General features: G+C 74.3%; 7 protein-coding genes. 4 read left to right on the top strand and 3 right to left on the bottom strand.

The features are described from left to right. Nucleotides 1–792 (bottom strand): DMT family transporter (locus tag ACSNN7_RS28490; RefSeq protein WP_436684139.1); only part of this gene is annotated, 792 nt, incomplete at its 3' end. 105 nt (nt 793–897) lie between these two features. Here ACSNN7_RS28490 and ACSNN7_RS28485 point away from each other — a divergent pair. After that, nucleotides 898–1,596, top strand: a complete 699-nt coding sequence (locus ACSNN7_RS28485) for an HAD family hydrolase (RefSeq protein ID WP_436684138.1) — start codon at nt 898–900, stop codon at nt 1,594–1,596. A 6-nt stretch (nt 1,597–1,602) separates the two neighbouring features. Here ACSNN7_RS28485 and ACSNN7_RS28480 read toward each other — a convergent pair whose 3' ends face one another. Then, nucleotides 1,603–2,118, bottom strand: coding sequence for a hypothetical protein (locus tag ACSNN7_RS28480; RefSeq protein ID WP_436684137.1), 516 nt, complete (start codon nt 2,116–2,118; stop codon nt 1,603–1,605). A 45-nt stretch (nt 2,119–2,163) separates the two neighbouring features. After that, nucleotides 2,164–3,033, bottom strand: coding sequence for a PhzF family phenazine biosynthesis protein (locus ACSNN7_RS28475; protein ID WP_436684136.1), 870 nt, complete (start codon nt 3,031–3,033; stop codon nt 2,164–2,166). A gap of 33 nt (nt 3,034–3,066) precedes the next feature. On the opposite strand from ACSNN7_RS28475, the gene ACSNN7_RS28470 reads away from it, so the two are divergent. From ACSNN7_RS28470 to ACSNN7_RS28460, 3 genes are all read left to right on the top strand, one after another. Continuing rightward, nucleotides 3,067–4,356 carry a magnesium transporter MgtE N-terminal domain-containing protein gene (locus tag ACSNN7_RS28470; protein WP_436684135.1) on the top strand — a complete coding sequence of 430 codons (1,290 nt, stop codon included), beginning with the start codon at nt 3,067–3,069 and terminating at the stop codon, nt 4,354–4,356. Beyond that, nucleotides 4,349–4,951 carry a DUF1003 domain-containing protein gene (locus ACSNN7_RS28465; RefSeq protein ID WP_436684134.1) on the top strand — a complete coding sequence of 201 codons (603 nt, stop codon included), beginning with the start codon at nt 4,349–4,351 and terminating at the stop codon, nt 4,949–4,951. Before ACSNN7_RS28470 ends, ACSNN7_RS28465 begins: the two co-directional genes overlap by 8 nt. 88 nt (nt 4,952–5,039) lie before the next feature. After that, nucleotides 5,040–5,957 (top strand): P-loop NTPase (locus tag ACSNN7_RS28460; RefSeq protein WP_436684133.1); only part of this gene is annotated, 918 nt, incomplete at its 3' end.

The raw sequence follows: 5,957 nt of genomic DNA, 5'->3' as shown, positions 1-5,957 counted from the left end.
GGCGGCGCCGGGCGCCTCGAGCAGGATCAGCACGCTCACCGTGGTGGCCGAGACGCGGCGCAGGGCGTGGTTGAACATCGAGTGCCCGAGCAGCTGGGCGCCGACGACCAGGCCCAGGATCGCCAGCCAGGTGGCGGAGTCGTAGCCCCGCAGCGGCACCCCGCCGACCAGGCACACCACCAGCAGGATCAGCGCGCACACCCCGTAGCAGATGGTGGTGTAGGTGGTGGTGCTGATGGTGGCCCGGGCACGTTCGCCGAACGCGGTGTAGACGGCGGCGAACATTCCGCCGGTGATCGCCAGCAGGTCCCCGGCGAAGGCCCGCCCGGAGACGGCGACGTCCGCGCCGGTGGCGAGGACCGCGCCGGTCACGGCCACCGCGATGCCGGCCCAGACGGCGTACGGCAGGTGCCGGCCCTGCCAGCGGGCGATCAGTCCCTGCCAGACCGGCTGGGTGGCGCCCAGCGCCGTGGCCGCGGCGACCGAGGTGAGCTGCGCGCTCGGCATCCAGGTGGCGAAGTGGGCGGCGAGCGCCACGCCGGAGAGCACGCAGTACCAGCCCTCCCGCCGGCCCGCCCCGACGGTCAGCGCGCGGAACTCGGCCCGGCGGCGGGCCAGCGAGACCGGACCGAGCACCGCGACCGAGAGCAGGTTGCGCCAGAACGCGACGGCCAGCGCCGGGGCCGCGGCGAAGGCGATCAGCGGGGCGGAGGAGGAGACGGCGGCGACGGCGAGCGCGAGGACGCCGACGGTCAGCGGATCCACCGTCGGGCGGTGCGGGCTGGGAGACACGGAGAGCAATACTCACACAACTCCGGCCACCACTTTCCGTCAACGCTTCGTTACGATCATGCGCGTCCGCGCCGGCGATCCCCCGACGTCCGGAGGCGCTCTTCCATGCCCAGGTACCGCACGGTGCTGTTCGACTTCTTCGGCACCCTGACCCGCTGCGTCCAGCGCGGCTCCGCCCACGAGACCACCGCCGAGCTGCTCGGCTGCGGTGTCGACACGCTCGCCGAGGTGCTCGACCGCACCTTCTACCAGCGGGCCAGCGGCCGGCACGGCAACGCCGAGGCGACCCTGCGCTGGGTCTGCGCGCAGGCCGGCGTACACCCCTCCGACGCCGCCGTCCGGGCGGCAGTGGCCTCCCGGCACCGGGCGGTACGCGCCGACACCCGGCTGCGCGAGGACGCCGTGCCGGCCCTCGCCGCGCTGCGGCACCGAGGGGTGCGCACCGGCGTGGTCAGCGACTGCACCCACGAACTGCCCGCGTTCCTGCCGCAGCTGGCGGTCGCCCCGCTGCTGGACGCGCAGGTCTTCTCCGTCCACGTCGGCCGGTGCAAGCCGGACCGGGCGCTCTACCTGGCCGCCTGCCGGCTGCTGGACGTACGACCGGCGGACTGCCTCTACGTCGGCGACGGCGGCAGCCGCGAGCTGACCGGCGCGCAGCGGGCCGGGATGACCGCCGTGCGGCTGGTCACCCCCGACCTGGCCGGGCACCTGGTCTTCGACGCCGAGCCGGACTGGGACGGCCCGGTCGTCGGCTCGCTCAGCGAGGTGGTCGAGCTGGTCGACGGGGTGCCGGTGGGCTGCTGAGCCGGTTCACCGACGGCGGACCTTGTGCAGCCGGAACGGCTTGCGGGTGGCCCGCACGGCGGGAGTGTCGCGCGGCGCCTCGTTCAGTGACCCGCTCGGCAGGTCCGCACCGGCGTCCGGTGTGCCCGCCGGGACGAGCCGGGTCAGCGCGCAGTCGTCGGCCGCCCAGCGGGCCACCAGGTCGGCGGTCGGGCCCGAGGCGTTCAGCCGCTTCGCGGCCACCAGCGGGGCGGAGGTCTCCCACTCCTCGGTGCCCGGCGTCAGCCGGGTCACCCGGGCCGGCCAGGTCACGATCCGCCCGCCGTGGTCGCCGCGCAGGGTCACCCGCGCCTCGGCCGCCTCGGCCAGCCCGGGCGCGGACTGCTCGCCCGGCCCGCTGACCACGAAGAGCGACCCCTCCAGCGGTACGCACCACAGGGCCAGCGCCGGGCCGTCGCCGATGCTCACCCAGGCCACCGCGGCCTTCTTCATCGCCTCGTCGACCAGCGGCGTCGACCGGGGGGCGTCCACCTCGTCCGTCACACCGGCATCCTCTCGTACGTGGGGCGTGCGGTCACCGGCTCCGGGTCAGCCGACGAACGGCGGGACCAGGATCTCGCCCCGGGCCACCGCCATCACCTGACCGGAGACGGTCGCGCCGACCGCCGCCCCGTCGGCCGCGGTCACCGTGCAGGCCAGCGCCGACGGGCGGTGGATCTCGATGCCCTGGCGGACCGCGTACGTGGAGCGCCCCTCGCCGGGGAGCAGGCCGCTGGCGACCAGCCAGACGCCGAGGCCCAGGGCGGCCGAGCCGGTGGCCGGGTCCTCCGGCACGCCGAGGCCGGGCACGAAGACGCGGGCGTGCGCGGTTTGCGCGTCGGCGTCCCAGGAGAAGACGCTGACATGCTCCACGCCGTACCGCTCCGCCGCCGCCGCGTTGACCTTGGCGCGCGCCACCGCGTCCGGGCGGACCGGCAGGTAGGGGAACTCCAGCCCGCAGCCGGCCACCCGGGGCGCCGGGCCGGCGTGGTCGTCGGCGGTGAGGCCGGCCATCTCCAGCAGCGGTTCGGGGTCCAGCTCCGGCCCGAGGGTCGGGGTGCCGCCGGTCAGGGTGGCCCCGGTGTCGCCGACCTCGATGGGCAGGACCCCGGCGCCGCACTCCTGGGTGATACTTCCCACACCGAACATCCCGCGCCGGCTGGCGGTGACTGCCGCGCCGACGCTCGGGTGCCCGGCGAAGGGCAGCTCCTCGACCGGGGTGAAGATCCGGGCCCGATAGGTGGCCCCGACCTGCGTCGGTGGCAGCACGAACACCGTCTCCGAGAGGTTGAACTCCAGCGCGAGCGCCTGCATCTGTTCGGTGGCCAGCCCTTCGGCGCCGAACACCACGGCCAGCGGGTTGCCCGCGAACGGGCGGTCGGTGAAGACGTCCACGATCTCGTAGGCCAAGGTCGACATGTTGATAAACACTAGGCGCTTAGGCTGGTGCCCGTGAGCACGCCGAACCGGGTCTACATCGCCCGACTCGCCGGAGTCGCCGTCTTCGACCCGAACGGCGACCAGGTGGGTCGGGTGCGCGACGCGGTGGCGCGGATCCGGCCGACCCAGCGGCCGCCCGAGGTGGTGGGCCTGGTCGCCGAGATGCCGATGCGCCGGCGGATCTTCCTGTCCATCAACCGGATCACCGCCATCGACGCGGACGCGGTCGTGCTCGGCAGCGGCACCCTCAACCTGCGCCGCTTCGAGAAGCGCCCCAACGAGCTACTGGTGCTCCAGGAGCTGCTGGACCGGCGGGTCCAGCTCGAACCGGGGGGCCAGCCGGGCGCGGTGGTCGACGTGGCGATGGAGTGCAGCCGGGGTGGCGAGTGGTCGCTGTCCCGCGTCGCCGTCCGCGAGCAGACCGGCCGGCTCACCCGCCGCGGCCACCTGCACCAGGTCGAGTGGGACCGGGTCCGCGGGCTGAGCGGGCTCGCCGACAACCGGGGTACGGCCAACCTGCTCGCCGTGCTGGAGGACATGCGCCCCGCCGACCTGGCCAACGCCCTGCAGGACCTGCCCGACGCGCGGCGCAACGAGGTCGCCGCGGCACTGGACGACGAGCGCCTCGCCGACGTGCTCAGCGAGCTGCCCGAGCACGACCAGGTGGAGATCCTGGCCGCGCTGGACCGGGAACGCGCTGCCGACGTGCTGGAGGAGATGGATCCGGACGACGCCGCCGACCTGCTCAACGAGCTGCCTCCGCCGGAGCAGGACGTGCTGCTGGACCTGATGGAGCCGGGCGAGGCCGACCCGGTCCGCCAGCTGCTGCGCTACGCCTCTGGCACGGCCGGCAGCGTGATGACCTCCGAGCCGGTGATCCTGCCGCCGGACGCCACCGTCGCCGAGGCGCTCGCCCGCATCCGCGAGGAGCAGCTCTCCCCGGCCGTCGCCGCCCAGGTCTTCGTGACCCGCGCGCCGATGACCACGCCGACCGGCCGCTACCTGGGCATGGTGCACTTCCAGCGGCTGCTGCGGGAGCCGCCGGCCGACATGCTCGGCGGGGTGGTGGTCAACGACATCGACCCGCTGCGGCCGACCACCCCACTGCCGGAGATCACCCGCCGGATGGCCACGTACGACCTGGTGGCGATGCCGGTGGTGGACCGCAGCAACCGGCTGGTCGGTGCGGTCACCGTCGACGACGTGCTCGACCAGTCGCTGCCTCCGGACTGGCGGGACCGGGACGCCGTACCGGCCCCGAGCCCCACCGCCGAGCTGCCGCCGGACGACGCCGATGTCTGAGTCGCGACGGGCCGAGCGGCTGGACCAGCCGCGCGAGCCCCGGGGCGTCAAGCTGCCCCGGTTCGACCCGGAGGCCTTCGGCCGGTGGTCCGAGGGGATCGCCCGGGGCATGGGCACGGCGAACTTCATCGTCTACATGACGGTGGTCATCGCGCTCTGGTTCGCCTGGAACACCCTCGCCCCGGCGCACCTGCGCTTCGACCCGTACACCTTCACCTTCCTGACCCTGATGCTGTCGTTGCAGGCCTCGTACGCGGCCCCGCTGATCCTGCTCGCGCAGAACCGGCAGGCCGACCGGGACCGGGTGGCGCTGGAGGAGGACCGGCGGCGGGCCACCATGCAGAAGGCCGACACGGAGTACCTGGCCCGGGAGATCGCCGCGCTGCGGATCGCCATGGGCGAGGTGGCCACCCGGGACTTCCTCCGCTCCGAGCTGGCCCGGCTCGCCGAGGAACTGGACGAGGCGGCCCAGCGCCGCCAGAAGCTGGAACGCCGGCAGCAGGAGCGGGCCGTCCGCCGGGGTGGCGAGGGCCTCGACGAGCCCCGCGACGACCTGGACGGCGACTACGCCCGCGACGGCCGGCCGGAGGGCTGACCGGCGCGACCGGCCCGGCCCCATCGATTCGCTCACACCGGCCCCGCTGGCGGCGGCGACGGATCACCCCCGACGTAACATTGCGGGCATGTCAGCTCCCGTCAGCACCATCTCCGACGCGATCCAGGCCGCCCTGGCCACCGTCAACGACCCGGAGATCCGCCGCCCGATCACGGACCTCGGCATGGTCAACTCCGCCGTGGTCGGCGACGACGGCGTCGTACGCGTCGAGCTGCTGCTCACCGTCGCCGGCTGCCCGCTAAAGGACAAGCTGCGCAGCGACATCACCGCCGCCGTGGGGGCGGTCCCCGGCGTCACGGGTGTCGAGATCGAGTTCGGCGTGATGAGCCCCGAGCAGCGCCAGCAGCTCCAGACGAAGCTGCGCGGCGGCGCCGACAGCAACGAGCCGGTGATCCCGTTCGCCCAGCCCGGCTCCCGTACCCGGGTGTACGCGGTGGCCAGCGGCAAGGGCGGCGTCGGCAAGTCCAGCGTGACGGTCAACCTCGCCGCCGCGCTGGCCGCCCGGGGCCTCTCGGTCGGCGTGGTCGACGCCGACATCTACGGCCACTCGGTGCCCCGGATGCTCGGCGCGGACGGCCGCCCGACCCGGGTCGAGGACATGATCATGCCGCCGCAGGCGCACGGCGTGAAGGTGATCTCGATCGGCATGTTCACCCCGGGCAACGCCGCCGTGGTGTGGCGCGGCCCGATGCTGCACCGGGCGTTGCAGCAGTTCCTCGGCGACGTCTACTGGGGCGACCTGGACGTCCTCCTGCTCGACCTGCCGCCGGGCACCGGCGACATCGCCATCTCGGTGGCCCAGCTGCTGCCCAACGCCGAGATCCTGGTGGTGACCACCCCGCAGGCCGCGGCCGCGGAGGTCGCCGAGCGGGCCGGCGCGATCGCCCTGCAGACCCACCAGCGGGTGGTCGGCGTCATCGAGAACATGGCCTGGCTGGAGCTGCCCGACGGCTCGCGGATGGAGGTCTTCGGCGCCGGTGGCGGT

The organism is Micromonospora sp. URMC 105 (genome assembly GCF_051386295.1).
Classification (GTDB): domain Bacteria; phylum Actinomycetota; class Actinomycetes; order Mycobacteriales; family Micromonosporaceae; genus Micromonospora.
Note: the sequence above shows the minus strand (reverse complement) of the source record. Positions and strands in the feature narration are given on the sequence as shown.